The 26098-nt window shown below is 65.5% G+C and carries 23 protein-coding genes; 16 read left to right on the top strand and 7 right to left on the bottom strand.

What is annotated here, in order from left to right; all coding sequences use genetic code 11:
- Position 1: 1 nt before the first annotated feature.
- The 5 genes from fdhF to AABF56_RS17985 form a co-directional block, all read right to left on the bottom strand.
- Positions 2–2881: a formate dehydrogenase subunit alpha gene (fdhF, locus tag AABF56_RS18005; RefSeq protein ID WP_272807019.1), complete on the bottom strand. Its 2880-nt coding sequence runs from the start codon at positions 2879–2881 to the stop codon at positions 2–4.
- A gap of 54 nt (positions 2882–2935) precedes the next feature.
- The gene (locus AABF56_RS18000; RefSeq protein WP_244769230.1) at positions 2936–3151 is read right to left on the bottom strand and encodes a DUF4287 domain-containing protein; all 216 of its coding nucleotides are present in this window, start codon (positions 3149–3151) and stop codon (positions 2936–2938) included.
- Entirely contained in the window at positions 3148–4704 is a 1557-nt protein-coding gene (locus AABF56_RS17995; protein ID WP_272807018.1) for a formate dehydrogenase beta subunit, read from the bottom strand. The genes AABF56_RS18000 and AABF56_RS17995 overlap by 4 nt, the downstream gene beginning before the upstream one ends.
- Positions 4701–5180, bottom strand: coding sequence for a formate dehydrogenase subunit gamma (locus tag AABF56_RS17990; RefSeq protein ID WP_244769232.1), 480 nt, complete (start codon positions 5178–5180; stop codon positions 4701–4703). Before AABF56_RS17990 ends, AABF56_RS17995 begins: the two co-directional genes overlap by 4 nt.
- A 180-nt stretch (positions 5181–5360) precedes the next feature.
- The gene (locus AABF56_RS17985) at positions 5361–6254 is read right to left on the bottom strand and encodes a LysR family transcriptional regulator (protein WP_244769233.1); all 894 of its coding nucleotides are present in this window, start codon (positions 6252–6254) and stop codon (positions 5361–5363) included.
- A gap of 96 nt (positions 6255–6350) precedes the next feature.
- On the opposite strand from AABF56_RS17985, the gene acuI reads away from it, so the two are divergent.
- Positions 6351–7346 carry an acrylyl-CoA reductase (NADPH) gene (gene acuI, locus AABF56_RS17980; protein WP_244769234.1) on the top strand — a complete coding sequence of 332 codons (996 nt, stop codon included), beginning with the start codon at positions 6351–6353 and terminating at the stop codon, positions 7344–7346.
- Between the two features lie 26 nt (positions 7347–7372).
- Here acuI and AABF56_RS17975 read toward each other — a convergent pair whose 3' ends face one another.
- Positions 7373–8143 carry an SDR family NAD(P)-dependent oxidoreductase gene (locus tag AABF56_RS17975; RefSeq protein ID WP_272807017.1) on the bottom strand — a complete coding sequence of 257 codons (771 nt, stop codon included), beginning with the start codon at positions 8141–8143 and terminating at the stop codon, positions 7373–7375.
- A gap of 146 nt (positions 8144–8289) precedes the next feature.
- Here AABF56_RS17975 and AABF56_RS17970 point away from each other — a divergent pair, with 146 nt between their 5' ends.
- The 8 genes from AABF56_RS17970 (at position 8290) to AABF56_RS17935 (ending at position 16873) form a co-directional block, all read left to right on the top strand.
- Positions 8290–9060 (top strand): DeoR/GlpR family DNA-binding transcription regulator, encoded by a 771-nt coding sequence (locus AABF56_RS17970; RefSeq protein ID WP_272807016.1) that lies wholly within the window; start codon positions 8290–8292, stop codon positions 9058–9060.
- Positions 9061–9173: 113 nt separating this feature from the next.
- On the top strand, positions 9174–10691 hold the full coding sequence (gene glpD, locus AABF56_RS17965; protein ID WP_272807015.1) for a glycerol-3-phosphate dehydrogenase: 1518 nt from the start codon (positions 9174–9176) through the stop codon (positions 10689–10691).
- 40 nt (positions 10692–10731) lie between these two features.
- Positions 10732–11814 (top strand): ABC transporter ATP-binding protein, encoded by a 1083-nt coding sequence (locus tag AABF56_RS17960; RefSeq protein WP_272807014.1) that lies wholly within the window; start codon positions 10732–10734, stop codon positions 11812–11814.
- 10 nt (positions 11815–11824) lie between these two features.
- A complete protein-coding gene (locus AABF56_RS17955; protein ID WP_272807013.1) occupies positions 11825–12895 on the top strand; it encodes an ABC transporter ATP-binding protein in 1071 nt (356 codons plus the stop codon).
- Positions 12896–12897: 2 nt separating this feature from the next.
- Positions 12898–13764 (top strand): carbohydrate ABC transporter permease, encoded by an 867-nt coding sequence (locus AABF56_RS17950; protein ID WP_244769240.1) that lies wholly within the window; start codon positions 12898–12900, stop codon positions 13762–13764.
- Positions 13765–13775: 11 nt separating this feature from the next.
- A complete protein-coding gene (locus AABF56_RS17945; RefSeq protein WP_272807012.1) occupies positions 13776–14657 on the top strand; it encodes a carbohydrate ABC transporter permease in 882 nt (293 codons plus the stop codon).
- Positions 14657–15076 carry a DUF2160 domain-containing protein gene (locus AABF56_RS17940; protein ID WP_084438163.1) on the top strand — a complete coding sequence of 140 codons (420 nt, stop codon included), beginning with the start codon at positions 14657–14659 and terminating at the stop codon, positions 15074–15076. Before AABF56_RS17945 ends, AABF56_RS17940 begins: the two co-directional genes overlap by 1 nt.
- Positions 15077–15151: 75 nt before the next feature.
- On the top strand, positions 15152–16873 hold the full coding sequence (locus AABF56_RS17935) for an ABC transporter substrate-binding protein (RefSeq protein ID WP_244769242.1): 1722 nt from the start codon (positions 15152–15154) through the stop codon (positions 16871–16873).
- Between the two features lie 141 nt (positions 16874–17014).
- Here the strand turns inward: AABF56_RS17935 and AABF56_RS17930 are convergent, their stop codons facing one another.
- Entirely contained in the window at positions 17015–17644 is a 630-nt protein-coding gene (locus AABF56_RS17930) for a TetR/AcrR family transcriptional regulator (protein ID WP_272807011.1), read from the bottom strand.
- Positions 17645–17734: 90 nt separating this feature from the next.
- Here AABF56_RS17930 and AABF56_RS17925 point away from each other — a divergent pair, with 90 nt between their 5' ends.
- From AABF56_RS17925 to AABF56_RS17895, 7 genes are all read left to right on the top strand, one after another.
- On the top strand, positions 17735–18703 hold the full coding sequence (locus tag AABF56_RS17925) for an oxidoreductase (protein WP_272807010.1): 969 nt from the start codon (positions 17735–17737) through the stop codon (positions 18701–18703).
- Positions 18700–19266 carry a class I SAM-dependent methyltransferase gene (locus tag AABF56_RS17920; protein ID WP_272807009.1) on the top strand — a complete coding sequence of 189 codons (567 nt, stop codon included), beginning with the start codon at positions 18700–18702 and terminating at the stop codon, positions 19264–19266. The genes AABF56_RS17925 and AABF56_RS17920 overlap by 4 nt, the downstream gene beginning before the upstream one ends.
- Before the next feature lie 118 nt (positions 19267–19384).
- A complete protein-coding gene (locus AABF56_RS17915; protein WP_244769246.1) occupies positions 19385–20659 on the top strand; it encodes an aspartate kinase in 1275 nt (424 codons plus the stop codon).
- Between the two features lie 86 nt (positions 20660–20745).
- The gene (gene ptsP, locus AABF56_RS17910) at positions 20746–23013 is read left to right on the top strand and encodes a phosphoenolpyruvate--protein phosphotransferase (protein ID WP_272807008.1); all 2268 of its coding nucleotides are present in this window, start codon (positions 20746–20748) and stop codon (positions 23011–23013) included.
- A 22-nt stretch (positions 23014–23035) separates the two neighbouring features.
- Positions 23036–24118 carry a peptide chain release factor 1 gene (gene prfA, locus AABF56_RS17905; RefSeq protein WP_244769248.1) on the top strand — a complete coding sequence of 361 codons (1083 nt, stop codon included), beginning with the start codon at positions 23036–23038 and terminating at the stop codon, positions 24116–24118.
- Entirely contained in the window at positions 24115–24987 is an 873-nt protein-coding gene (gene prmC / locus AABF56_RS17900) for a peptide chain release factor N(5)-glutamine methyltransferase (protein WP_272807007.1), read from the top strand. Before prfA ends, prmC begins: the two co-directional genes overlap by 4 nt.
- Positions 24988–25315: 328 nt before the next feature.
- Positions 25316–25978, top strand: a complete 663-nt coding sequence (locus AABF56_RS17895; RefSeq protein WP_272807006.1) for a DUF4167 domain-containing protein — start codon at positions 25316–25318, stop codon at positions 25976–25978.
- Positions 25979–26098: the final 120 nt, after the last annotated feature.

Genomic DNA, 26098 nt, shown 5'->3' with positions numbered 1-26098 from the left:
CCTACTCCGCTGCCTCCAGCTTGCCCCTGATCCGGCGCGAGCGGCGGGCCAGGTCGTCATATTCGATCTGCCAGTCGGACGGGCCGTTCGACGGCGAGATCTGCACGGCGGTCACCTTATACTCCGGACAGTTCGTCGCCCAGTCGGAGAAATCGGTGGTGATGACGTTCGCCTGCGTCGTCGGGTGGTGGAAGGTCGTGTAGACGACGCCCGGCGCGACGCGATCGGTGACGAGGGCGCGCAGCGTCGTCTCGCCGGCGCGGCTGGCGAGGCGCACCCAGTCGCCGTCGCGGATGCCGCGGTTTTCCGCGTCGTGCGGGTGGATCTCCAGCCGGTCCTCCTCGTGCCAGACGACGTTTTCCGTGCGCCGCGTCTGGGCGCCGACATTGTACTGGCTGAGGATACGGCCGGTGGTGAGCAGCAGCGGGAAGCGCGGGCCGGTCTTCTCGTCCGTCGCGACATATTCCGTGCGGATGAACTTGCCCTTGCCGCGCACGAAGCCGTTGACGTGCATGATCGGCGAGCCCCGCGGGTTCTTCTCGTTGCAGGGCCACTGCACCGAGCCGTTCTTTTCCAGATAGTCGTAGGAAACGAGGGCGAAGCTCGGCGTCGTCGCGGCGATCTCGTCCATGATCTCGGAAGGATGGCTGTAGTTCCAGGCAAGGCCCATGGCCCTGGCGAGGTTCTGGGTGACCTCCCAGTCCGCATAGCCGTTCTTCGGCGTCATCACGCGGCGCACGCGGTTGATGCGGCGCTCGGCATTGGTGAAGGTGCCGTCCTTTTCGAGGAAGGTCGAGCCCGGCAGGAAGACATGGGCATAGTTCGCCGTCTCGTTGAGGAAGAGGTCCTGCACCACGACGCATTCCATGGCGGCCAGGCCTGCGGAGACGTGCCTGGTGTCCGGGTCGGACTGGAGAATGTCCTCGCCCTGGATGTAGAGGCCCTTGAACGAGCCTTCGACGGCGGCGTCCAGCATGTTGGGGATGCGCAGGCCCGGCTCGTTGTTGAGCGTCACGCCCCACAGCTTCTCGAAGATCTCGCGCGTCGCGTCGTCGGAGATGTGGCGGTAGCCCGGCAGTTCGTGCGGGAAGGAGCCCATGTCGCACGAGCCCTGCACATTGTTCTGGCCGCGCAGCGGGTTCACGCCGACGCCCTCGCGGCCGATATTGCCGGTCGCCATGGCAAGGTTGGCGATCGCCATGACGGTCGTCGAGCCCTGGCTGTGCTCGGTGACGCCGAGGCCGTAATAGATCGAGCCGTTGCCGCCGGTGGCGAACAGGCGGGCGGCACCGCGCAGCGTCTCTGCCGGCACGCCGGTGAAGGCTTCGGTTTCCTCGGGGCTGTGGCGCGGCTCGGCGACGAAGGCGGCCCAATCCTCGAACTCCGACCAGTCGCAGCGCTCGCGGATGAATTTTTCGTCGAAGAGGCCTTCCGTCACGATGACATGGGCGAGCGCCGTGACGACGGCGACATTCGTGCCGGGCTTCAGCGGCAGGTGGTAGGACGCCTTGATGTGCGGCGAGGAGACGAGCTCGATGCGGCGCGGATCGATGACGATCAGCTTGGCGCCCTGGCGCAGGCGCTTCTTCAGGCGCGAGGCGAAGACCGGATGGCCGTCCGTCGGGTTGGCGCCGATGACGATGACGACGTCCGTGTGCTCGACGCTGTCGAAATTCTGCGTACCGGCGGAAGTGCCGAAGGCCTGGCCGAGGCCGTAGCCCGTCGGCGAATGGCAGACGCGGGCGCAGGTATCGACATTGTTGTTGCCGAAGCCGGCGCGGATCAGCTTCTGGACGAGGAAGGTCTCCTCGTTGGTGCAGCGCGAGGAGGTGATGCCGCCGATCGAATCCCGGCCGTACTGGTACTGGATGCGGCGGAACTCGGCGGCGACGTGGGCATTGGCTTCCTCCCAGGTCACCTCGCGCCACGGGTCCGAGATCTTCTCGCGGATCATCGGGTTGAGGATGCGCTCCTTATGGGTCGAGTAGCCATAGGCGAAGCGGCCCTTGACGCAGGAATGGCCGCGGTTCGCCTGGCCGTCCTTCCAGGGCACCATGCGCACCAGCTCCTCGCCGCGCATTTCCGCCTTGAAGGAGCAGCCGACGCCGCAATAGGCGCAGGTCGTGACGACGGAGTGCTCCGGCTGACCAATCTCGATGACGGATTTCTCGGTCAGCGTCGCCGTCGGACAGGCCTGCACGCAGGCGCCGCAGGAAACGCATTCGGATTCGAGGAAGTGTTCGTGCATGCCGGGCGAGACGCGGCTGTCGAAGCCGCGGCCCTCGATGGTCAGCGCGAAGGTACCCTGCACCTCCTCGCAGGCCCGCACGCAGCGCGAGCAGACGATGCATTTCGACGGATCGTAGGTGAAATAAGGGTTCGATTCGTCCTTCGGCATCCAGCGGGCGTTGATCTCGCCGTTGCTGCGGGCCTTGACGTGGTTGTCGCCCTCGTAGCCATAACGCACGTCGCGCAGGCCGACCGCCCCGGCCATGTCCTGCAGTTCGCAGTCGCCGTTCGCCGCGCAGGTGAGACAGTCGAGCGGGTGGTCGGAGATGTAGAGCTCCATCACGCCCTTGCGGATGTTTTTGAGTCGGCTCGTCTGGGTGTGGACGACGAGGCCGGGCGCCACCGGGGTCGTGCAGGAGGCGGGCGTGCCGTTGCGGCCCTCGATCTCGACAAGGCAGAGCCGGCAGGAGCCGAAGGCATCCACCATGTCGGTGGCGCAGAGTTTCGGCACCTTTATGCCGGCCTCCATCGAGGCGCGCATGATGGAGGTGCCCTCGGGAACGGTGATCTCGTTCCCGTCGATGGTGAGCGTCACCATCCTTTCCGAGCGGGAGGCGGGAGTGCCGAAGTCGATTTCTGGAACGAGGGACATGGGAACCTCCGGGTCAATCCGTTGCGCCGCGGGTGGCGGCGACTTCACTTGTTTCTACGACTTCGTCTCGGCGAGCGTCGCCGCGACGAGCGCATTGGCATGGCCATGGCCGAGACCGTGCGTTTCCTTGAGGAACGCGACGATCTGCATATGCGCCTTGCCGTCCTGCGCGCGGATGATCTCTTTCCAGTGCTCGATCGGCTGACCGTAGGTCTTCTCGATCGAGGGGAAGTAGGATGCGGGGCCTTTGACCTTTTCCGTCGCGCTCATTCCGCCGCCTCCACCATCGGGGCCGGGGAAAAATCCTCCGGGAAATGCGTTATGGCGCTCATGACAGGATAGGGCGTGAAGCCGCCGAGGGCGCAGAGCGAACCGAACTTCATGGTGTTGCAGAGGTCGGCGAGCAGTTCGCGGTTCTTCTCCGGCTCGATGCCCTGGGCGATCTTGTCCGCGGTCTCGACGCCGCGCGTCGAACCGATGCGACAGGGCGTGCACTTGCCGCAGCTTTCGACGGCGCAGAATTCCATGGCGAAGCGCGCCTGCTTCAGCATGTCGACCGTGTCGTCGAAGACGGTGATGCCGGCATGGCCGATGAGGCCGTCCTTCGCGGCGAAGGCCTCGTAGTCGAAGGGCGTGTCGAACAGGGCGCGCGGGAAATAGGCGCCGAGCGGGCCGCCGACCTGCACGGCGCGGACCGGCCGGCCGGAGGCGGTGCCGCCGCCGATCGTATCGACGATCTCGCCGAGCGTCAGGCCGAAGGCGGTTTCGTAGAGCCCGCCATGCCTGACGTTGCCGGCGATCTGGATCGGGATGGTGCCGCGCGAGCGGCCCATGCCGAAATCGCGGTAATAGGCGGCGCCCTTATCCATCACGACCGGCACGGAGGCGAGCGAGATGACGTTGTTGACCACCGTGGGGCGGCCCATGAAGCCCTGCAGGGCCGGCAGCGGCGGCTTGGCGCGCACGATGCCGCGCTTGCCTTCCAGGCTGTTGAGCAGCGCCGTCTCCTCGCCGCAGACATAGGCGCCTGCGCCGACGCGGATCTCCATGTCGAACGCCCTGCCGGAGCCGAGCACGGACGGGCCGAGCATGCCGGCGGCGCGCGCGATGGCGACGGCGTCGTTCATCACGGCGATGGCGTGCGGATATTCGGAGCGGGTGTAGACGTAGCCCTTGGTGGCGCCGGTGGAAAGGCCCGCGATCGCCATGCCCTCGATCAGCACGAAGGGATCGCCTTCCATGATCATGCGGTCGGCGAAGGTGCCGCTGTCGCCCTCGTCGGCGTTGCAGACGATGTATTTTTGGTCACCCGGCGCATCGAGAACCGTCTTCCATTTGATGCCCGTCGGAAAGCCCGCGCCGCCGCGGCCGCGCAGGCCGCTGTCGGTGACTTCCTTGACGATGTCGGCGGGGGTCATCGCGATGGCCTTTTCGAGGCCCCGGAGGCCGCCATGGGCCTTGTAGTCCTCGAGCGAAAGGGGATCGATGACGCCGCAGCGGGCGAAGGTGAGGCGGGTCTGGTTCTTCAGGAACGGGATCTCTTCCGTTCCGCCAAGACAGAGCGGATGAGCCTTGCCGTCCAGCAGGCCGGCATCGAGCAGGGCGGGCACGTCGACGGGCCTGACGGGTCCGTAGGCGATGCGGCCTTCGGCCGTCTCGACCTCGACCAGCGGCTCCAGCCAGTGCATGCCGCGCGAGCCGTTGCGCACGATCGTGATGTCGAGCCCGCGGGTCTCCGCCTCGCGGGAGAAGGCCTTGGCGACGCGGTCTGCGCCGAGCGCAAGGGCTGCGGCATCGCGGGGAACGTAGAGACGAACGGTCATCGGCGTGCCTCCGCGACGAGTTCCTTCGCCAGATCCGCATCGACCCGTCCATGCACCTCGCCGTCGAGCATCGCGGCGGGTGCGCAGGAACAGAGCCCGAGACAGTAGATCGGTTCGAGCGTGACGGCGCCGTCCAGCGTCGTCTGGTGGAAATCGATGCCGAGCAGCGCCTTCACGCGCTCCGCCAGCTCATCCCCGCCCATCGACTGACAGGCCTCGGCGCGACAGAGCTTGAGCACATGCCGTCCGGTCGGGTGGTCGCGATAGTCGTGATAGAAGGTGACGACGCCATGCACCTCGGCGCGCGACAGGTTGAGCGCGCGGGCGATCACCGGCAGGCTTTCCTGCGGCACGAAGCCGAACTCCGCCTGGATCTCGTGCAGGATGGGAAGAAGCGGCCCTTCGAGCCCCTTCAGTTCGCTGACGATCGCCAGCGTTCTTGCGCCGACATCGCTGCCGGGTACGTGCACATTCATCGTCAGGCCTCCCAACCGACACGAATGAACCGCAAGGCCTCTGGGTTCTGCCGCGCCGATACCATTGAAACTGCTCGGCGAAGACCGGAACCCTGTCGATCCACGCGCTATTCTAACAGCTTCTCAGCCGGGAGACGACCGGTCAATAAAGCAAAGCCGTTGATCGATAGAAAAAACCTATCAATCTATTCCCTTTTCCGCCAGCACGCGCGCTTCGTGCAGCAGGGCGGACACGAGCGGGGTGAAGGGCTCGCGATGGGTGGCGACGAGGCCGACGGTGTGGTGCGGCTCGGGATCGACGAGGGAAACTATACTTATTTCATCAGGAAATCCAAACGATTTTGCGACGTTTCGCGGCATGATGCTCGCCCAGCGCCCCGTGCGCACATGGGAGAACAGCACGATCATCGAATTGGCTTCCAGCGAGGGCTCCACCGAAACGCCGGCTTCGGCAAAGTGCCGGTTGATGATGCGGCGGTTCTGCATGTCGGCGGTCAATAGGCAAAGTCGAACGCCGCCGGCCTCCTGCCAGGTCACGGTCTGGCGATCGGCAAAGGGCGTGCCGCGGGCGGTAACGAGGCAATAGTGCTCGTGCAGTAGCGGCACGCTAGTGACACGACCGAGCGGCTCGTTTTCGAGGTAGGTGAGGCCGGCGTCGATCTCCAGGTTCTCCAGGAGGCCGAGGATCTTGATCGACGTGGTGGAAACGATGGAGAAGGTGACGTCCGGGTGCTTTTCCTGGAAGGGCGCGGTGATGCGCGGCACCATGGCGAGCGTCGTCGGGATGGCGGCAAGGCGGATATGGCCGGACAGGCCCTTGCGCGCCGCGCGCATCTCCTCGCGCATGGTGCGCGTGTCGCCGACGATGCGGCGGGCCCATTCGAGCACGCGCTGGCCTTCCGGCGTCAGGCCCTGGTAGCGCGAGCCGCGCACGACGAGCATAACGCCCAGATGGTCCTCCAGCTGGCGGATCGCCGCCGAGAGCGTCGGCTGCGAGATGCCGAGCTCTTCCGCCGCCCGGGCGAAATGTCTCTCGCGGGCGAGCGCAATGAAGTATTCGAGCTTGTCTATCATCCCGTGCCTCCGCGTCCTTGATACAAAAGAACAGTGGCGGCACCAATGCCCCGCGCCCTATATCTGGGACGAATGGATGAGCACGAGGAGAAAGCCATGACGTTCCAGGCATTGCTGGTGGAGAAGGGGGCGGATGGCGCGGTTTCCGCGTCGGTCCAGGAACTGGACGATTCGCGGCTTCCGGACGGCGATGTCACCGTCGCCGTCGAGTATTCGACGCTCAACTACAAGGACGGGCTCTGCATCAACGGCAAGGGCGGGCTGGTGCGTGCCTTCCCGCATGTGCCGGGCGTCGATTTCGCCGGCACGGTCGAAGCGTCGGACGATCCGCGCTACCGGCCGGGCGACCGGGTGGTGCTGACCGGCTGGCGGGTCGGCGAAGTCTGGTGGGGCGGGTACGCGACGCGGGCGAAGGTCAAGGCCGACTGGCTGGTGCCGCTGCCGGAAGAGCTGTCGACCCGGCAGGCCATGGCGATCGGCACGGCGGGGCTCACCTCCATGATGTCCGTCATCGCGCTGGAAGAGGCCGGCCTTTCGCCGCTGAAAGGCGAGGTGCTGGTAACGGGCGCGGCGGGCGGCGTCGGCTCGGTGGCGGTCGCGCTGCTGGCACGGCTCGGCTATTCGGTCGCCGCCGTCACGGGGCGGCCGGAAGCGGCGGGCTACCTGAAGGAACTGGGTGCCGAAACGATTGTCGACCGCGGCGAACTGTCGGAGGCGAGCAGCAAGCCGCTGGAATCGGAGCGCTGGGCCGGTGCCGTCGATGCGGTCGGCGGCGACATGCTGGCGCGGGTGCTCAAGCAGATGAAATATGACGGTGCCGTCGCCGCGGTCGGCCTTGCCGCCGGTGCCGCGGTTCCCTCCTTCACCGTCATCCCGTTCCTCCTGCGTGGTGTCAGCCTGCTCGGCATCGATTCGGTTATGCGGCCCTACGACCAGCGCGTCGATGCCTGGAATCGCATTGCCGCCGACCTGCCGATGGACAAGCTGGAGGCCATGGTGGTGGAGCACCGGCTGTCCGACCTGCCGGAGCTGGCCGGCAGGATCCTAGAGGGTAAAGTGAAAGGCCGCGTCGTCATAGACGTCAACGCTTGACCGGGGCCTGAATGGGGCCGCCGGTCTCAGCAGATCAGCTGGCCGCCGTTCACCTCCAGCACCTGGCCGGTGATATAACCGGAAAGGGCCTTGGAGGCGAGGAAGAGATAGGCGGGGGCGCAGTCCTCCGCCGTGCCGAGCCGCTGTAGCGGAATGGTCTTGCGCGTCGCCTCCAGCTTTTCGGCCGACGAATAGCGCGAATGGAAGTCGGTGGTGATCGTGCCCGGCGAGACGCAGTTGACGCGGATGCCGTCCGGCGCGAGCTCGCGCGCCAGCCCCTTGGAATAGGTCGAAACGAAGGCCTTGGTCGCCGAATAGATCGCCGAACCCGGGCTGCCGCCGGTGAGCGCCGAGATCGAGACCGTGTTGACGATGGCGGCGCTTGGCGCCCGGAGCAATGAAGGCAGCAGCGCGCGCGTCACCTCGACGACGGAGGTCTGGTTGAGGCGCACGACGGTCTCGTACTGCTCGTCCGTCAGCTCGGCGGCCGGGAAGCGGCCGACCATCGTGCCGGCATTGTTGATGAGCACGTCGACATGCGGGAAGAGGCTGTCCACCCGCTGCAGGATCGCGCCGATGCCGCCTTCGACGAGGAAGTCGGAATAGACGATATGGGCGCGGGCCTCCGCGACGGCGTTTTCCAGGAAATCGGGCAATGGGCCGGAAGGCGCCCGCCCGCCATGCAGCAGCACATGGGCGCCGCAATCGAGGAACTGCCGGGCGATCTCCAGGCCGATGCCGCGCCCCGCGCCCGTCACCACGACGTTGGCGCCCTTGAACAAGGCCGGATGAAACATGTGCTTTCCTCCCGATGCTCGCCGCAACCCGCTGCCCGCCCAGTATCACAAAAAGTGGGGCGCACTCCAAGAAGGCGGGGCGGATCAATTGATGTGCTTTCGTTTTTGCATATTATGAAAACAAACGAAAGCAATGGGAGGAGCCAATGTTTCTGACAGGTCGCCAGGCGGAGATCCTCGATCTCGCCAAGGCCGAGGGCCGCGTGCTCGTGGAAGACCTTGCGGCGCGCTTCTCCGTGACGCCGCAGACCATCCGCAAGGATCTCAACGATCTCTGCGATAACAAGGTCTTGACGCGCATCCATGGCGGGGCGCTGTTCCCGAGCGGCAACGAGAATGTCAAATACGAGGCGCGCCGCTCCATCGCCGCGCCGGAAAAGCAGGCGATCGGACGCGCTGCCGCCGCCATGATCCCGGACAATTCCTCGCTCTTCATCAATATCGGCACGACGACGGAGGCGGTGGGCGAGGCGCTGCTCGATCACAAGGAATTGATGGTCATCACCAATAATATCAACGTCGCCAACCGTTTGCGCGTCTACCCCTCGATCGAGGTGGTGATTGCCGGCGGCGTCGTGCGCGGCGCGGACGGCGGCATCGTCGGCGAGGCGGCGGTCGATTTCATCCGCCAGTTCAAGGTGGATTATGCCGTCATCGGCGTTTCCGCGATCGATGAGGACGGCGCGCTGCTCGATTTCGACTATCGCGAGGTGAAGGTGGCGCAGGCGATCATCGCGAATGCGCGCCACGTCATCCTGGTTTCGGATTCGACGAAATTCGAAAGGACCGCGCCGGTTCGCATCGGCCACCTCTCGCAGGTCCACACTTTCATCACCGACAGCTGTCCTTTCGAGGGCATTCGCAGCATTTGCCAGGAGCATGACGTGCGTCTCGTGGAGACGTCCTCTCCACTCTGAGGGCGGAAATGACGTTTTCACTCACATTCGTTTGACATTCGAAATGTTTTCGTTTTAACTCCACTGGCTTTCGCAACTGCGCAGATTTGTGCGATGCGAAATGGGAGGGGAATTTGAACGGCGACGTGATCCGCGATATTTTCGTTATCGGTGGCGGCATCAATGGCTGCGGCATCGCGCGCGATGCGGCGGGCCGTGGTTATTCGGTCGTGCTTGCCGAGATGAAGGACTTTGCATCGGGCACGTCCTCGGCCTCCACCAAGCTCATCCACGGCGGCCTGCGTTACCTCGAACACTACGAATTCCGCCTGGTGCGCGAGGCGCTGATGGAGCGCGAAGTGCTCTGGGCCATGGCGCCGCACGTCATCTGGCCGATGCGCTTCGTGCTGCCCTTCCAGAAGGGCGGCCTGCGCCCGGCCTGGCTCATCCGTCTCGGCCTCTTCCTTTACGACTATATCGGCGGGCGCAAGCTGCTGCCGGCCACCCGCACGCTCGACCTTGCAAAGGACCCGGCGGGCGGGCCGCTGAAGAAGCTCTTCCGCAAGGCTTTCGAATATTCCGACGGCTGGGTGGACGATGCGCGCCTCGTCGTCCTGAATGCCCGCGACGCCGCCGATCGCGGCGCGGATATCCGCACGGCTACCCGGGTCGTCACCGCGCGCCGCGAAAATGGCCACTGGGCCGTCGAGACCGAGAATGTCGAGACGGGCGCGCGTGAAAATTTCCGGGCGCGCATGCTGGTCAATGCGGCCGGCCCCTGGGTCGACAAGGTCCTCTCCACCGCCTTCGGCCGCAACGACGTGCACAATGTCCGCCTCGTGCAGGGCAGTCACATCGTCGTGAAGACGAAGTTTTCCGATCCGCGCGCCTACTTCTTCCAGAACCCGGACGGGCGTATCATGTTCGCCATTCCCTACCAGGAAGAGTTCACGCTGATCGGCACGACCGACCAGGACTACCAGGGCGATCCCCGGGATGTTCGCATCAGCGACGCGGAAATCGACTATCTTTGCGCCTCGGCGAGCGAATATTTCGCCGAGCCGGTGAAGCGGGACGACATCGTCTGGACCTATTCCGGCGTGCGCCCGCTCTTCGACGACGGTGCCAGCAAGGCGCAGGAAGCGACGCGCGACTACGTGCTGAAGGTCGAGGGCGGCGATGGCCAGGCGCCGTTGCTCAACATTTTCGGCGGCAAGCTCACCACCTACCGGCGCCTCGCCGAATCGGCGCTGGAGAAGATCGGGGATGCGATCGGCGCGAAGGGGGACCGCTGGACGGCCGGTTCGCGCCTGCCCGGCGGCGATTTCAAGGTCGACGGGTTCGATGCCGAGGTGAAGGGGCTTTGCGCGCGGTTCGCCTTCCTCGCCCCGGCCCATGCCCGCCGGCTCGTGCGGCTCTACGGCACGCGGGCGGCGGCGATGCTGGACGGCGCGAAGGGCATCGACGATCTCGGCCGGCATTTCGGCAGCGACCTTTATGAGCGCGAAGTGCGCTGGCTGATGAAGGAAGAATGGGCCCGGCATGCCGAGGACGTGCTGTGGCGGCGGACCAAACGCGGATTGCATCTGACAGCCGCGGAGGCGGCTGTTCTGGAAGACTACATGGCGGCTGCACAGGCGGCCCCCCACTAGCGACCTTTTCCGGTGGCTGGGAGGAACGACGGAGACAGGAATGCTGGAACTCAAGAACATCACGAAGGTGGCGGGGGCGGAGACGCACATCCATCCGACCAACCTCGTGCTCGAGCGCGGCTCGCTCAACGTGCTGCTCGGCCCGACGCTGTCGGGCAAGACCTCGCTGATGCGGCTGATGGCCGGCCTCGACACGCCGACATCCGGTTCCGTCTGGTTCGACGGCAAGGACGTGACGGGCGTGCGCGTGCAGGATCGCGGCGTCGCCATGGTCTATCAGCAGTTCATCAACTATCCGGCGCTGACCGTCTACGAGAACATCGCCTCGCCGATGCGCATCAAGGGCGCCGACAACGCGACCATCGACCGGGAAGTGCGCAAGGCGGCCGATCTCCTGAAGCTGACGCCCTATCTCGACCGCACGCCGCTCAATCTTTCGGGCGGCCAGCAGCAGCGCACGGCGCTCGCCCGCGCCATCGTCAAGAATGCCAGCCTCGTGCTGCTCGACGAGCCGCTCGCCAACCTCGACTACAAGCTGCGCGAGGAGCTGCGCCTCGAACTGCCGAAGATCTTCGCCGCCTCCGGCGCGATCTTCGTCTACGCGACGACGGAACCCTCCGAGGCGCTGCTGCTCGGCGGCAACACGGCGACGCTCTCCGAGGGCCGCATCACCCAGTTCGGCCGCACGATCGACGTCTATCGCCGCCCGAACGATCTTCTGACCGCGCGTACCTTCGCCGACCCGCCGCTCAACACCATGCAGGTGCTGAAGACCGGCGGCCATTTCGAGATCGGCGGCAAGCCGGTCCTGCCGGTGCCGGCGCATCTTGTCGCGCTGCCGGACGGCCCCTGCACCATCGCCTTCCATCCGCATCACCTTTCGCTCGCCAGCCAGCATCCGGCTTCCGCGAGCCTTCAGGCGCGCACGGCGATTTCCGAGATCGCCGGCTCGGAAAGCTTCATTCACATCGAGTTCGAGGGCAGCCGCTGGGTCATGCTCTCGCCGGGCATCCACGACATCGAGCCGGACGCGGTCATCACCGTCCATGTCGACACGCGCCACCTGATGGCCTTCGGCACGGACGGCAGGGCGATCGCGGAACCCGCGGCCGCGGCGGCCTGAGGAGGAGACCATGGCACGCATCAATCTCGACCACATCCGCCATGCCTACGGCGAAAAGCCGAAATCGGAAGCGGACTATGCGCTGAAGGAAGTGCACCACGAGTGGAACGACGGCGGCGCCTATGCGCTGCTCGGTCCCTCCGGCTGCGGCAAGACCACGCTGCTCAACATCATCTCCGGCCTGCTGCAGCCGTCCGAGGGGCGCATCCTGTTCGACGGCAAGGATGTCACCTACCTTTCGACGCAGCAGCGCAACATCGCGCAGGTCTTCCAGTTCCCGGTCATCTACGACACGATGACGGTCTACGACAATCTCGCCTTTCCACTGCGCAACCGCGGCGTCGCCGAACCGGAAGTCGATCGCCGCGTGCGCGAGATCCTGGAAATGATCGATCTCGCGGGCTGGGCGAAGAAGACGGCGCGCGGGCTCACCGCCGACCAGAAGCAGAAGATCTCGCTCGGCCGCGGCCTCGTGCGCAACGACGTCAACGCCATCCTGTTCGACGAGCCGCTGACCGTCATCGACCCGCATATGAAATGGGTGCTGCGCTCGCAGCTGAAGAAGCTGCACCGACAGTTCGGCTTCACCATGGTCTATGTCACGCATGACCAGACCGAGGCGCTGACCTTCGCCGACAAGGTCGTGGTCATGTATGACGGCCAGATCGTGCAGATCGGTACGCCGGCCGAGCTTTTCGAAAAGCCGAGCCACACCTTCGTCGGCTACTTCATCGGATCGCCGGGCATGAACGTGCTGCCGGCATTCATCGACGGCAACAGCATCAGGGTCGGTGAAGAGACGCTTACGCTCGACTACCGGCCGCAGGTCGCCGCCGGCGCGAAGACGGAACTCGGCATCCGCCCGGAATTCATCGCGCTGTCGCGCGAGGGCATGCCGGTCTCCATCAGCAAGGTCGAGGATATCGGCCGGCAGAAGATCGTGCGCGCCGAATTCGCCGGCAAGCCGATCGCCATCGTCGTTCCCGAGGACAGCGAAATCCCCGCCGAGCCGCGCGTCACCTTCGATTCCGCGGCCATCAACATCTACGCCGATTCCTGGCGTGTCGGCAGGGAGGGCTGACAATGAACAAGACCTGGAACAACAAGGCCTGGTTCATGGTCCTGCCCGTCCTGCTGCTCGTCGCCTTCTCGGCGGTGATCCCGCTGATGACGGTGGTGAACTATTCGGTGCAGGACACGTTCGGCAACAACCAGTTCTTCTGGAACGGCGTCGGCTGGTTCTCCGACGTTCTGGAATCCGACCGCTTCTGGCAGGCGCTCGGCCGCAACCTGCTCTTTTCCGGCATCATCCTGACCATCGAGATCCCGCTCGGCATCCTGATCGCGCTCAACATGCCCAAGAAGGGACTCGGCGTGCCGGTCTGCCTCGTCCTGATGGCGCTGCCGCTGCTCATCCCGTGGAACGTCGTCGGCACGATCTGGCAGGTGTTCGGCCGCGTCGACATCGGCCTGCTCGGCCGCACGCTCCATTCGCTCGGCATCAACTACAATTATGTCAACAACGTCTTCGATGCCTGGCTGACGCTGATCATCATGGACGTCTGGCACTGGACGAGCCTCGTCGTGCTGCTCTGCTATGCCGGCCTCGTCTCGATCCCGGAGGCCTATTACCAGGCCGCCAAGATCGACGGCGCCTCGCGCTGGGCCGTGTTCCGCTATATCCAGTTGCCGAAGATGAAGCGCGTGCTGCTCATCGCCTTCCTGCTGCGCTTCATGGACAGTTTCATGATCTATACCGAGCCCTTCGTCGTCACCGGCGGCGGCCCCGGCAACTCGACCACCTTCCTGTCGATCGACCTCGTCAAGATGGCGATCGGCCAGTTCGACCTCGGCCCGGCCGCGGCCATGTCCATCATCTACTTCCTGATCATCCTGCTGCTCTCGTGGATCTTCTACACGGTCATGACCAGCAGCGACGAACAGGCGTGAGGGAGGAAACCATGACCTCACAGGCAACCACCGCAAACACCATCCAGACGAGCGTTGCGAGCAATGCCGGCGCGAAGGCCGGGGCCGGCTCGAAGCGCAGCCTCTCCTGGCTCATTCCGACGCTCTACATCGTCTTCCTGATGCTGCCGATCTACTGGCTCGTCAACATGAGCTTCAAGACGAACCAGGAGATCACCGGCGTCTTCTCGCTCTGGCCGCAGTCGCCGACGCTCCGCAACTACGCCGTGATCTTCACCGATCCGGCCTGGTATTCGGGCTATATCAACTCGATCCTCTATGTGGTCCTGAACACGGTCATCTCGGTCGCCGTGGCGCTGCCGGCGGCCTACGCCTTCTCGCGCTACCGCTTCCTCGGCGACAAGCACCTGTTCTTCTGGCTCTTGACCAACCGCATGGCGCCGCCGGCCGTCTTCGCGCTGCCGTTCTTCCAGCTCTATTCGGCCTTCGGCCTGATCGACACGCATATCGCCGTCGCCATCGCGCACTGCCTGTTCAACGTGCCGCTCGCCGTCTGGATCCTCGAGGGCTTCATGTCCGGCGTGCCGAAGGAGATCGACGAGACCGCCTATATCGACGGCTATTCGTTCCCGAAGTTCTTCGCCAAGATCTTCGTGCCGCTGATCGCCTCGGGCATCGGTGTCGCCGCCTTCTTCTGCTTCATGTTCTCCTGGGTCGAGCTCCTGATCGCCCGCACGCTGACGACGACGGACGCCAAGCCGATCGCCGCCACGATGACGCGCACGGTCTCGGCCTCGGGCATGGACTGGGGCGTGCTGGCCGCCGCCGGTGTGCTCACCATCATTCCCGGCGCGCTCGTCATCTATTTCGTCCGCAACTACATCGCCAAGGGCTTTGCCCTGGGGAGGGTCTGATGGCCGCCGTCGCAAACCGCAACAACCGCTGGCCCGTGGCGCTTGCCGCCGTGCTCGCTGCCTATGCCGTCATCACCGGCCTCCTCGTCATGGCGATCCCCGTCAAGGACGGCGCGCGCGACTGGTTCGCCTCGCTCATTCCGGGCGGCTGGATGGCCTGGTCGTTCCCGACGGCCATGTTCTTCCTGACGATCTTCACGCTGATCGCGCTGATGGCGGTGTGGGAATATGCCCGTCCGGGCGGGTCCCCGCGCGTCGGCATCCTGCGCTTCGAGACGACCCGCGGCGACCGGCTCTTCGTGTCGCTGCTCGGCTCGGCGTTCATTCATCTCGCATGGCTGGGGCTCGTCGGCCCCAACCTGTGGTGGGCTCTTGCCTTGTCCGTGGTCTACGCCATCGGCGTGTTCCGCTTCGTCTAGGCAAAGGAAAGGGAGGCCCCGGGGAGAATAGGGGCCTTCGCGCATGCAATCGCAAAACCCCAAGGGAGGATCAATATGCGAAAGCAACTTCTGACGACGACGGCAGCCATGCTGCTGGCGTTCACCGGCTCCGCATTCGCGGACATGGATGCCGCCAAGAAATTCCTCGATGCGGAAATCGGCGACCTGTCCGCGCTCGACCGCGCCGGCCAGGAAGCGGAGATGCAGTGGTTCATCGATGCCGCCAAGCCCTTTGCCGGCATGGAGATCAAGGTCGTCTCGGAAACGATCACCACGCATGAATACGAATCGAAGGTCCTTGCGCCGGCCTTCACCGCCATCACCGGCATCAAGATCACCCACGACCTGATCGGCGAAGGCGACGTCATCGAGAAGCTCCAGACGCAGATGCAGTCGGGCGAGAACATCTACGACGCCTATGTCAACGACTCGGACCTGATCGGCACCCATTGGCGCTACCAGCAGGCCCGCTCGCTGACCGATTTCATGGCGAACGAAGGCAAGGACGTCACCAATCCCGGCCTCGACCTCGACGACTTCATCGGCAAGTCCTTCACGACCGCGCCGGACGGCAAGCTCTACCAGCTGCCCGACCAGCAGTTCGCGAACCTCTACTGGTTCCGCTACGACTGGTTCAACGACGAGAAGAACAAGGCGGACTTCAAGGAGAAGTACGGCTACGACCTCGGCGTTCCGGTCAACTGGTCGGCCTATGAGGACATCGCCGAGTTCTTCACCGGCCGCGAGATCGACGGCAAGAAGGTCTATGGCCACATGGACTACGGCAAGAAGGACCCGTCGCTCGGCTGGCGCTTCACCGACGCTTGGCTGTCGATGGCCGGCAACGGCGACAAGGGCATCCCGAACGGCCTGCCGGTCGACGAATGGGGCATCAAGGTCGACGAGAATTCCCGTCCGGTCGGCTCGTGCGTCGCCCGCGGCGGCGACACCAACGGCCCGGCTTCGGTCTATGCCATCCAGAAGTACCTCGACTGGCTGAAGGCCTATGCACCGGCGGCTGCCGGCGGCATGACCTTCTCCGAATCCGGCCCGGTTCCCTCGCAGGGCGAGGTCGCCCAGCAGATGTTCACCTATACGGCGTTCACCGCCGACTTCGTGAAGGAAGGCCTGCCGGTCGTCAACGAGGACGGCACGCCGAAGTGGCGCTTCGCCCCGTCGCCGCACGGCGTCTACTGGAAGGACGGCATGAAGCTCGGCTACCAGGACGTGGGTTCCTGGACGCTGTTGAAGTCGACGCCTGAAGACCGCGCCAAGGCCGCCTGGCTCTATGCGCAGTTCGTCGTCTCCAAGACGGTCGACGTCAAGAAGAGCCATGTCGGCCTGACGCTCATCCGCGAATCCTCGATCGCCCATCCGTCGTTCACGGAGCGGGCGCCGAAGCTTGGCGGTCTGATCGAGTTCTACCGTTCGCCGGCCCGCGTGCAGTGGTCGCCGACGGGTACGAACATCCCGGACTACCCGAAGCTGGCACAGCTGTGGTGGCAGGCGATCGGCGATGCCTCCTCGGGCGCCAAGTCCGCGCAGGAAGCCATGGATTCTCTGTGCGCCGAGCAGGAGAAGGTGCTGGAGCGCCTCGAGCGCGCCGGCGTCATGGGCGACATGGGTCCGAAGCTCGCCGAAGAGCACGATCTCGAATACTGGAACAAGGATGCCGTTGCGAAGGGCAACCTCGCGCCGCAGCTGAAGATCGAGAACGAAAAGGAAAAGCCGCTCACCGTCAACTATGACGAACTCGTCAAGAGCTGGCAGAAGTAAGGCGAACCGGCCGCGGGCGGCGTTTCGCCCGCGGCCATCTCTCCGGCATTTCCGGTAAAGCCGCGAAGCGGTCTTGCGGGAACTGCCGTACCATCCGATCCCCTTTGCCCGCGTGCCCAAAGGTGCGCGGGCCTTTTCGTCTCAGCCGAGCCGCTTCACCCAGAGCGTATCGATGATGGAGGGGAAGAGCGTGTCGAGCATGTCCGTGTCGCTGCCGCATTCGGCCATGCGGGAAAGCTTCTTGTCGAGCGTCAGGTGGGCGAAACCGTGCGCCGTCGACCAGATGCCGATCAGCATGGCCTCGCCCTCGGCGTCGAGCTCCTCGCCTTCCTTCTGGCCGCGCAGGGCACGCACGGTTCGTTCGAGCGCATTCCAGGCCTCGCCCGTCGCCCGGTCGAGTGACGGCTGGTCCCGCAGCAGCATGTCGTGGCGGAACATCAGGTGGAAGCGGCCGGGAAATTCCACGGCGAAGCGCACATAGGCGACGCCCTGCGCCTTGAGGCGTTCGGCCGTGCTGCCGGTATCGCCGGCAATCGCCAGCCGGCGGGCAAGCTCCGCCCAGCCGAGGGCGGCGACCTCCGTGAGAAGGCCCGCCGTGCCGCCGAAATGGTGCGAGGGGGCGGCGGGCGAGACCCCGGCGCGCCGGGCGGTCTCGCGCAGCGTGAACCCTTCGAGGCCCCGCTCGGTGAGCAGCTCGTCGGCAGCGCGGATCAGCGCGTCGCGCAGGTCGCCGTGGTGATAGCCGCGTTCGGCAGTTTTTTTCTCGTTCATCGCAGGCCTCGCAGACATGTCATCTTTACAGTGTAAAGATTATGCGCTAGCACAATGTAAACACTGTTCAGATTTCTGCGAGGTATCATAATGCGTGCAGCCCGTGTGGCAACCGCCGAGACGAGGCGGGAACCATGGACCCTTTCGCAGATGCCGGACCAGGCCGGCCGCCTTGCTGTCGTCACCGGCGCCAATAGCGGCCTCGGCTTCCTGACGGCGCGCGAGCTTGCGAGGAAGGGCGCCGCGGTCCTGATGACCGCGCGCGATGAGGGCCGGGGGGAGCGGGCGCTGGCCCGCATTCGCGCCGAGCTTCCCGGGGCCGCGGTCATGCTCCGCCGGCTCGATCTTGCCGATCTCGACGATGTCGCGGCCTTTGCCGCCAGGCTTGTCGCCGAAGGCCGGCCGGTCGATCTCCTCATCAACAATGCCGGTGTCATGATGCCGCCGCACGGGCTGACGCGGCAGGGCCACGAAACCCAGTTCGGTGTCAACCACCTCGCCCATTTCGCGCTGACGCTACGCCTGCTGCCGCTGCTGTCCGCCGCGCCCGGTGCCCGTGTCGTCACGGTCAGCTCCGAGCTGCACCGGCGCGGCCGCATCCATTTCGAGGACATCAAGGGCGAGAAGGCCTATGGCCGCCTTGCCTTCTACGCCCAGTCGAAGCTCGCCAACGTGCTCTTCGCGCTGGAACTCGACCGCCGTCTCAAGGCGGCCCGCCTGCCGGTGCTCAGCGTGCTTGCCCATCCCGGCTATTCCGCCACCAACCTCCAGACCAGTGCGACATCGGGCGCGCTGCGCCTCTTCATGCGCATCGGCAACCGCTTCCTCGCGCAGGATGCCGAGCAGGGCGTGCTGAACCAGCTCCATGCGGCAACCGCCGAAGGCCTTGTCGGGGGCGAGTTCATCGGCCCCGACGGGTTTCGCGAGATGCGCGGCGCCCCCGCGATCGTGCAGCCGCTGGCCGCCGCGACCGATCCCGTCCTTGCCGCGCGGCTGTGGCGGCTGTCGGAAGACCTTGCCGGCCTCACCTTTCCTTCCGTTGCGGAACACCTGCGATGACCGCCCTGACGATGGACGCCTATCATTTCTTCCGCGCCTGGATGCGCGATCCGCTGCGCGTCGCTTCGGTCACGCCCTCTGGCAAGGCGCTGGCGGACCTCATCGTGCGGGAGATCGGGCCGGAGACCGGCCGGGTCATCGAGCTCGGCCCCGGAACGGGCGTCTTCACGCGGGCCCTGCTGCGGCGCGGCGTCGCGGAGGAGAACATCGTCCTCGTGGAAATGGGAGCGGAATTCGCAGCGCTGCTGCAGCAGCGCTTTCCCAAGGCGCAGATCGCCTGCACCGATGCGGCGCGCATCGCCCGGTTCCGCGCCGTGCCTGCGGGCGCGGCGATCAGCGGCCTGCCGCTGCTTTCCATGCGGCCGGCGAAGGTTTTCGCCATTCTTGCCGGCACCTTCGCGCGGCTTGGCGAGGGGGCAGCGCTCTACCAGTTCACCTATGGCCTGCGTTGCCCGGTGCCGCGCGCCGTGCTCGACCGGCTCGGTCTCTCCGCCGTCAGGGTCGGTGGCACGCTGCGCAACGTGCCGCCGGCCTTCGTCTACCGGATCATCCGCAAGGGCTGAACCGTCCAAAGACCGTTTGCCGGATTCCATGCATTGCGCAGCGCGGGGTCTTCCGCTAAGAGACCCCGCGGTTTCTCCCGCGCGCTCGCGCGAACATCTGGAATAGCGGTACACACAAATGGCACGCATCGTGATGAAATTCGGCGGAACGTCCGTCGCTGACCTCGACCGTATCCACAATGTGGCCCGCCATGTGAAACGCGAGGTCGATGCCGGCCATGAAGTCGCCGTCGTCGTTTCCGCCATGTCCGGCAAGACCAACGAACTGGTCGCCTGGGTGCAGGGCATGCCGAAGGTGACGGGCGCCAACTCGCCCTTCTACGACGCGCGCGAATATGACGCGATCGTCGCCTCCGGCGAACTGGTGACCGCCGGCCTTCTCGCCATTGCGCTCCAGTCGATGGGCATCAATGCCCGCTCCTGGCAGGGCTGGCAGATCCCGATCCGCACCGACAACGCCCACGGCGCCGCCCGCATCCTCGAGATCGACGGCGGTGAAATCGTCCGCCGCATGGGTGAGGGCCAGGTGGCGGTCGTCGCCGGCTTCCAGGGCCTCGGCCCCGACAACCGCGTCGCCACGCTCGGCCGCGGCGGCTCCGACACGTCGGCCGTCGCCATCGCCGCCGCCGTCAAGGCGGACCGCTGCGACATCTATACCGACGTCGACGGCGTCTACACGACCGACCCGCGCATCGAGCCGAAGGCCCGGCGCCTGAAGAAGATCGCCTTCGAGGAAATGCTCGAAATGGCCTCGCTCGGCGCCAAGGTGCTGCAGGTGCGCTCGGTCGAGCTTGCCATGGTGCACAAGGTGCGCACCTTCGTCCGCTCGTCTTTCGTGGATCCCGATGCGCCGGGCATGGGCGATCTTCTGAACCCGCCCGGTACGCTGATTTGTGATGAGGATGAGATCGTGGAACAGGAAGTCGTAACCGGCATCGCCTATGCCAAGGATGAAGCGCAGATTTCGCTCCGCCGCGTCGCCGACCGGCCGGGCGTTTCGGCCGCGATCTTCGGCCCGCTCGCCGAAGCCCACATCAATGTCGACATGATCGTCCAGAACATTTCCGAGGACGGCTCGAAGACCGACATGACCTTCACCGTGCCGTCCGGCGACATGGAGAAGGCGCTCAAGGTGCTCGAAGGCGCCAAGGAGAAGGTCGGCTTCGACGTGATCCAGCACGAGACGGGCCTCGTCAAGGTCTCCGTCATCGGCATCGGCATGCGCAGCCATGCGGGCGTTGCCGCCTCGGCCTTCCGCGCGCTTGCCGAGAAGGGCATCAACATCCGGGCGATCACCACCTCCGAGATCAAGATTTCCATCCTGATCGACGGCGCCTATGCCGAACTCGCCGTTCGGACTTTGCATTCCGTCTACGGTCTCGATAAGAAGTAAGGACCGGCCGACTCGGTGCCGATCTCAAGGATCGCCGGCGTGGCCCACGCCGGTGGAGTAACGTCATATTCGGGAGACGCCACGCGATGAGAGACCTCTCCGCGGGTCCGCGCGTTCTTCTCAAGCGGCTGCGCGAACTGATGGCGGAGCCGCTCGAGCCGCAGGAGCGCCTTGACCAGATCGTGCGCCAGATCGCGCAGAACATGGTCGCGGAAGTGTGTTCCGTCTACGTGCTGCGTTCCGATGGCATCCTCGAACTCTATGCGACCGAAGGCCTCAATCCCGGGGCCGTCCACCTCGCCCAGCTCAAGATGGGCCAGGGCCTTGTCGGCACGATCGCCGCCTCCGCGCGGCCGCTGAACCTTTCCGACGCCCAGTCGCACCCCGCCTTCACCTACCTGCCGGAAACGGGCGAGGAGATCTACCACTCCTTCCTCGGCGTTCCTATCTTGCGCACCGGCAGGGCGCTCGGCGTGCTTGTCGTGCAGAACAAGGCGAGCCGTACCTACCGCGAGGACGAGGTGGAGGCGCTCGAAACGACGGCGATGGTGATTGCGGAAATGGTGGCGACCGGCGAGCTGAAGAAGCTCACCAAGCCCGGTCTCGAGCTGGACCTGTCCCGCCCCGTCGCGATCGAGGGGGCGAGCTTCGGCGAAGGCATCGGTCTCGGCTATGTCGTGCTGCACGAGCCGCGCATCGTCGTGACGAACCTTTTGAACGAGGATTCCGAACACGAGCTCGGCCGCCTCGCCGAGGCGCTCGGGTCGCTGCGCATTTCGATCGACGACATGCTCTCTCGCCGCGAAGTGTCGATGGAGGGCGAGCACCGCGAGGTGCTGGAAACCTATCGCATGTTCGCGCATGACCGCGGCTGGGTGCGCAAGCTCGAAGAGGCGATCCGCAACGGCCTGACCGCGGAAGCGGCCGTCGAGCGGGTGCAGAGCGAGACCAAGGCGCGCATGATCCGCCTGACGGATCCCTATCTGCGCGAGCGCATGCACGATTTCGACGATCTCGCCAACCGGCTCCTTCGCCAGCTGACCGGCTATGGCGCCAAGCTTTCGGCCAGCAGCTTTCCCAACGATGCGATCGTCGTCGCGCGTGCCATGGGCGCGGCGGAACTGCTCGATTATCCGCGCCAGAACGTGCGCGGCCTGGTGCTCGAAGAGGGCGCCGTCACCAGCCATGTGGTGATCGTCGCGCGCGCGATGGGCATTCCGGTGGTCGGCCAGGCGGCGGGTGCGGTGGCGCTTGCCGAAAACGGCGATTCCATCATCATCGATGGCGACGACGGCCGGGTGCATCTGCGGCCGTTGCCCGACCTTCAGCGCTCCTACGAGGAGAAGGTGCGTTTCCGCGCCCGCCGGCAGGAGCAGTACCGCGCGCTGCGCGCCGTCGAGCCCGTCACGAAGGACGGCCGGGCGATCAGCCTCCAGATGAATGCAGGCCTGCTCGTCGACCTGCCGCATCTCAACGAATCCGGCGCATCCGGCATCGGCCTCTTCCGCACCGAGCTCCAGTTCATGATCGCCTCGACCATGCCGAAGGCGGAGGAACAGGAGGCGTTCTATCGCAACGTGCTGAAGCATGCCGGCGGCCGCCCCGTGACGTTCCGCACGCTCGATATCGGCGGCGACAAGGTCGTGCCCTATTTCCGCGCGGCGGAGGAGGAGAACCCGGCGCTCGGCTGGCGGGCCATCCGCCTGTCGCTCGACCGGCCGGGCCTCCTGCGCACCCAGCTTCGCGCCATGCTGCGCGCTGCGGCGGGCGCCGATCTCCGGCTGATGCTGCCGATGGTGACCGAGGTTTCCGAGCTGAAGGAGGTCCGCGATCTTCTCCAGAAGGAAATCCAGCGGCAGTCCAAGATCGGCGAGCAGCTGCCCAAGAAGCTGCAGTTCGGCGCCATGCTGGAGGTGCCGGCGCTGCTCTGGCAGCTCGACGAGCTGATGGCCGAGGTCGATTTCGTCTCGGTCGGCTCGAACGACCTCTTCCAGTTCGCCATGGCGGTCGACCGCGGCAATGCCCGCGTCTCCGACCGGTTCGACACGCTCGGCCGGCCGTTCCTGCGCATCCTGCGCGATATCGTGCGCGCCGGGATGCGCAACGACACGCCGGTGACGCTTTGCGGCGAGATGGCGAGCAAGCCGATCTCGGCCATGGCGCTGCTCGGCATCGGCTTCCGCTCGGTCTCGATGTCGCCGGCTGCGATCGGCCCGGTCAAGTCGATGCTGCTGTCGCTCGATGCGGGCAAGCTCGAAGCGGTGCTGACGCCGGCGCTCGACGATACAAGGCCGACGGCCTCGATCCGCCAGATCCTCACCGACTTTGCGGCCGAGAACGGCGTTCCGCTTTAAAGACCTGACTGGAGTTTGAACGGTGGCGAAGCTTCCCGTTGAAAAGATGCGCGAACTCGAACGCCGTTTCGGCGAGATCGAGGCACGCATGTCGGCGGGGCCGGATTCGGAGACCTATGTGCGTCTCGCCTCGGAATATTCCGAGCTTCAGCCGGTTGTGACGAAGATCCGCGAATACGAGAAGGTCAGCGGCGAGATCGCCGACCTCGACGCGCTGCTTGCCGACAAGGCGACCGATCGCGAGATGCGCGACCTTGCGGAGATGGAGTTGCCGGAGCTGAAGGAACGGCTGGAGGGTCTGGAAAAGGAGATGCAGATCCTGCTTCTCCCCAAGGATGCCGCCGACGAGAAGAGCGCGATCCTGGAAATCCGCGCCGGCACGGGCGGTTCGGAAGCCGCGCTCTTTGCCGGCGACCTCTTCCGCATGTACGAGCGCTACGCCTCCGCCCATAACTGGAAGGTCGAGGTGCTGTCCGCGAGCGAGGGGGAAGCGGGCGGCTTCAAGGAAATCATCGCGACGATCACCGGGCGCGGCGTTTTTGCCAAGTTGAAGTTCGAATCGGGCGTGCACCGCGTCCAGCGCGTTCCGGAGACGGAGGCGAGCGGGCGTATCCACACCTCGGCGGCGACCGTCGCCGTGCTGCCGGAAGCGGAAGAGATCGACATCGAGATCCGGCCGGAGGATATCCGCGTCGATACGATGCGCTCCTCGGGCGCCGGCGGCCAGCACGTCAACACGACGGACTCGGCCGTGCGCATCACCCACCTGCCGACCGGCCTCGTCGTGACGAGCTCGGAAAAGTCGCAGCACCAGAACCGCGCCAAGGCCATGCAGGTGCTGCGCTCGCGGCTCTACGACATCGAGCGCCAGCGCGCGGAAAGCGAGCGCTCCGCGGACCGCAAGAGCCAGGTCGGCTCGGGCGACCGTTCCGAGCGCATCCGCACCTACAATTTCCCGCAGGGCCGCGTCACGGACCACCGCATCAACCTGACGCTCTATAAGCTCGACCGCATGATGGTCGGCGAGATCGACGAGGTGGTCGATGCGCTGGTCGCCGACTACCAGGCCGGCCTTCTCGCGCAGCTCGGCGAACAGGGGCGATGAACGGCCCGACGCTCACCGAGGTGCTGGCCGCGGCGCGGCGCCGGCTTGCCGGAGCGGGCATCCCCGATGCCGCAGGCGACGCGCGGACCTTGCTCATGGGCCTATTGGACCTGACGCCGACATCCTTCGTGACCGAGAGCGGCCGCAGCCTGGACGAGGCCGAGCAGCGCGCCGTCGATGCGGCGCTCGACCGCCGCATCGCGCGCGAGCCGGTTCACCGCATCCTCGGACGCAGGGCCTTTTCGCGGCTCGACCTGGTGCTGTCGCCGGAAACGCTGGAGCCGCGCCCGGATACCGAAATTCTCGTTGACGCCCTGGCGCCCTATGCGAAGAAGATCGTGCGCGCGACGGGCGGCTGCCGCATCCTCGATCTTGGCACCGGAACGGGCGCGATCTGTCTTGCCCTCCTGGACCTCGTGCCCGGTGCGACAGGCGTGGGGGCCGATCTTTCGGCCGGGGCCCTTGAAACGGCGCGGCGCAATGCCGATATCAACGGCGTCGCGGATCGCTTCGAAGCGGTCGAGAGCGACTGGTTTGCAGCCGTGACCGGGGCCTTCGACATCATTGTGTCAAACCCGCCCTATATCGTCCGCTCCGTGGTCGGAACGCTGGACGACGAGGTCCGGCTCCACGATCCGATGCTGGCGCTGGATGGCGGGGAAGATGGGCTCGACGCCTATCGCGCCATTGCTGCCGGCGCGGGCGCTCATCTTCGGGAAAACGGCCTGGTGGCCTATGAGATCGGTTACGACCAGAAGGATGAGGTCACGGCCATCATGCGCGAGAAGGGTTTTTCGCGGATCGAGGCGATCAAGGATCTCGGCGGCAATGACCGCGCCCTTGTCTTTATAGCAGCGGTTGCCCGGTGATTTGTTGCGCAAGCACAGTAAATTCTGCGACCGCAAAGAAAAGACTTGGAATCGGGAAAGAAGCGGGATAGGTTGCGGCCACGCACTGGGCAAGCGGTCATGGCACAGAGATTCGTTCCTGCATGACCCGATCGCGAGGATTGCTCTCTCGAAGAGTTGCTAGGGTTGAAGACTGCCTAGTGCGGGTACCTGTTAATTTGACGTCTTACGGCGACAGGACCACCGACCGGCGTGGTTTGCCCGCGGGTAAGGATGCTTGATCTGGCGTGTCCTGATCAGGCGTGCAGACACATGATCATCAAGACACGATACGTTAGGTGAGTGACATATGAGGCCAGGACAGCAAAACAAGCGCGGCCGCGGGCGTAACAACAACAATAATAACAACAATAACAACAACCAACACCGCAAGGGCGGCAATCCCCTGACGCGGACCTATGACAGCTCGGGTCCGGACGTGAAGATCAGGGGCACGGCCCAGCATATCGCCGAAAAGTACGCAGCGCTTGCCCGTGACGCCCAGAGCGCCGGCGACCGCGTCATGGCGGAAAACTATCTCCAGCATGCCGAGCACTACAACCGCATCATTGCCGCCGCCCAGGCGCAGATGCAGGACCGTTTCCCGCGGGACGAGCGCTCGGACAATGCCGACCGGACGGATTTCAACGATCGCGACGGTTTCGAGCGGGACTCCGACGAGATCGATTCGACGGCCGTCGACGAGCCTGCAGCCGTTGCGGCCCCGGTTGCCCCGGCCCCCGTCGCCGAGCAGCCCGTCATCGATGGCACCGGCCCGCAGCCGATCATCGAAGGCACGCCGGCTGAAGTTTCGCTCGAAGACGAGGCTGCGGCCCCGACCGCCGGCCGCGCGCCGTCGCGCCGCCGCAGCACGCCTCGCCCGCGCCGTCCGCGTCGGGGCGAAGCCCAGGCCGCCGGTGACGAGGCGCAGCCCGCCGGCGATGAGGCTCCGGCCCTCGAAGCGTCGGAATAATCGCCTCCACCATCCCTGAAGAACCCGGCCTCGTGCCGGGTTCTTGCGTTTTGCAAGGCGCCCGCGAAAAATCTCTGGCGGCGGCCAGGCGCTCCCTTTAATTCCAGAAAACCCTCCACC

It is taken from the genome of Shinella sp. WSC3-e (assembly GCF_945994535.1).
Lineage (GTDB): Bacteria > Pseudomonadota > Alphaproteobacteria > Rhizobiales > Rhizobiaceae > Shinella > Shinella yambaruensis.
This window is presented reverse-complemented; position numbering and strand designations above follow the sequence as displayed.

Bases quoted from the DNA above. Each gene is read 5' to 3' on its own strand.
- fdhF (WP_272807019.1), bottom strand. From the start codon at position 2,881: ATGTCCCTCGTTCCAGAAATCGACTTCGGCACTCCCGCCTCCCGCTCG.
- AABF56_RS18000 (WP_244769230.1), bottom strand. From the start codon at position 3,151: ATGAGCGCGACGGAAAAGGTCAAAGGCCCCGCATCCTACTTCCCCTCG.
- AABF56_RS17995 (WP_272807018.1), bottom strand. From the start codon at position 4,704: ATGACCGTTCGTCTCTACGTTCCCCGCGATGCCGCAGCCCTTGCGCTC.
- AABF56_RS17990 (WP_244769232.1), bottom strand. From the start codon at position 5,180: ATGAATGTGCACGTACCCGGCAGCGATGTCGGCGCAAGAACGCTGGCG.
- AABF56_RS17985 (WP_244769233.1), bottom strand. From the start codon at position 6,254: ATGATAGACAAGCTCGAATACTTCATTGCGCTCGCCCGCGAGAGACAT.
- acuI (WP_244769234.1), top strand. From the start codon at position 6,351: ATGACGTTCCAGGCATTGCTGGTGGAGAAGGGGGCGGATGGCGCGGTT.
- AABF56_RS17975 (WP_272807017.1), bottom strand. From the start codon at position 8,143: ATGTTTCATCCGGCCTTGTTCAAGGGCGCCAACGTCGTGGTGACGGGC.
- AABF56_RS17970 (WP_272807016.1), top strand. From the start codon at position 8,290: ATGTTTCTGACAGGTCGCCAGGCGGAGATCCTCGATCTCGCCAAGGCC.
- AABF56_RS17960 (WP_272807014.1), top strand. From the start codon at position 10,732: ATGCTGGAACTCAAGAACATCACGAAGGTGGCGGGGGCGGAGACGCAC.
- AABF56_RS17955 (WP_272807013.1), top strand. From the start codon at position 11,825: ATGGCACGCATCAATCTCGACCACATCCGCCATGCCTACGGCGAAAAG.
- AABF56_RS17950 (WP_244769240.1), top strand. From the start codon at position 12,898: ATGAACAAGACCTGGAACAACAAGGCCTGGTTCATGGTCCTGCCCGTC.
- AABF56_RS17945 (WP_272807012.1), top strand. From the start codon at position 13,776: ATGACCTCACAGGCAACCACCGCAAACACCATCCAGACGAGCGTTGCG.
- AABF56_RS17940 (WP_084438163.1), top strand. From the start codon at position 14,657: ATGGCCGCCGTCGCAAACCGCAACAACCGCTGGCCCGTGGCGCTTGCC.
- AABF56_RS17935 (WP_244769242.1), top strand. From the start codon at position 15,152: ATGCGAAAGCAACTTCTGACGACGACGGCAGCCATGCTGCTGGCGTTC.
- AABF56_RS17930 (WP_272807011.1), bottom strand. From the start codon at position 17,644: ATGAACGAGAAAAAAACTGCCGAACGCGGCTATCACCACGGCGACCTG.
- AABF56_RS17925 (WP_272807010.1), top strand. From the start codon at position 17,735: ATGCGTGCAGCCCGTGTGGCAACCGCCGAGACGAGGCGGGAACCATGG.
- AABF56_RS17920 (WP_272807009.1), top strand. From the start codon at position 18,700: ATGACCGCCCTGACGATGGACGCCTATCATTTCTTCCGCGCCTGGATG.
- AABF56_RS17915 (WP_244769246.1), top strand. From the start codon at position 19,385: ATGGCACGCATCGTGATGAAATTCGGCGGAACGTCCGTCGCTGACCTC.
- ptsP (WP_272807008.1), top strand. From the start codon at position 20,746: ATGAGAGACCTCTCCGCGGGTCCGCGCGTTCTTCTCAAGCGGCTGCGC.
- prmC (WP_272807007.1), top strand. From the start codon at position 24,115: ATGAACGGCCCGACGCTCACCGAGGTGCTGGCCGCGGCGCGGCGCCGG.
- AABF56_RS17895 (WP_272807006.1), top strand. From the start codon at position 25,316: ATGAGGCCAGGACAGCAAAACAAGCGCGGCCGCGGGCGTAACAACAAC.